The 811-nt window shown below is 60.8% G+C and carries 1 pseudogene; it reads right to left on the reverse strand.

Annotated elements, in window-relative coordinates:
- Nucleotides 1-742 (reverse strand): annotated as a pseudogene (locus IPF36_RS35010) (IS3 family transposase); the annotation flags it as partial.
- Between the last annotated feature and the right edge of the window lie 69 nt (nt 743-811).

The raw sequence follows: 811 nt of genomic DNA on the forward strand, positions 1-811 counted from the left end.
TCCTTGATTCCTGCCAGGTACAACCAACCCTCATCGGTCGCGATATACGTGATGTCAGTCACCCACGCGGCGTTTGGCCTGTCGGCTTCAAATTTCTGCTCCAGTAGGTTGGGCGCCACTGGCAGATTATGTGCCGAGCGCGTTGTCGCCACGAATCGACGCTTTTGCCGACATCGAATCCCCATCTCCTTGCGCAGTCTGGCCAGCCGGTCACGGCCAACCACGAATCCATCGCCAGCCAGCTCGCGCTGCAGGCGCCGCGTACCATACGTCTGACGCGTGCGCTTGTGGGCTGCCCGGATCGCCAGACGCAGCCGCTCCTGTTCCGGACTGAGCCCGTAAGGTCTGTGCGTCCAATCGTAGTAGCCACTGCGCGAGACCCCCAATACCCGGCACATCAACTTCACCGGATACACTTCTCGCCATTGACTCACGAACGCGTACCGGGCAGTGATTCCCTGGCGAAGTACGCCGCGGCTTTTTTTACAATATCGCGCTCCAGCCTCGCCTCGGCCAGCTCCTTGCGCAGCCTCGCATTCTCCGCCGCCAACTCTGCCACTGTCACGCCTCCGGGTGCCGCTGCTGTTCCAGGCGCCTTGGCTTTCGACACCCAATTCGTCAACGTGCCCTTCGGAATCCCCAGGCGCTGCGCGGCCGACTGCAGCGTCAGCCCCTGTTCCAGCACTAGTCTCACGGCCTCTGCCTGAAACTCTTCCCCGTACGTCTGTCTTGCCTTGCTCATCTGTACACACTCCTGATCCACGATCTTAATCTAAGGACCAAGCGTGTCCGCCTCGATCAGGCTACCTCA

This window comes from Cupriavidus sp. IK-TO18, from assembly GCF_015549295.1.
GTDB classification, from domain to species: Bacteria; Pseudomonadota; Gammaproteobacteria; order Burkholderiales; family Burkholderiaceae; genus Cupriavidus; species Cupriavidus oxalaticus_A.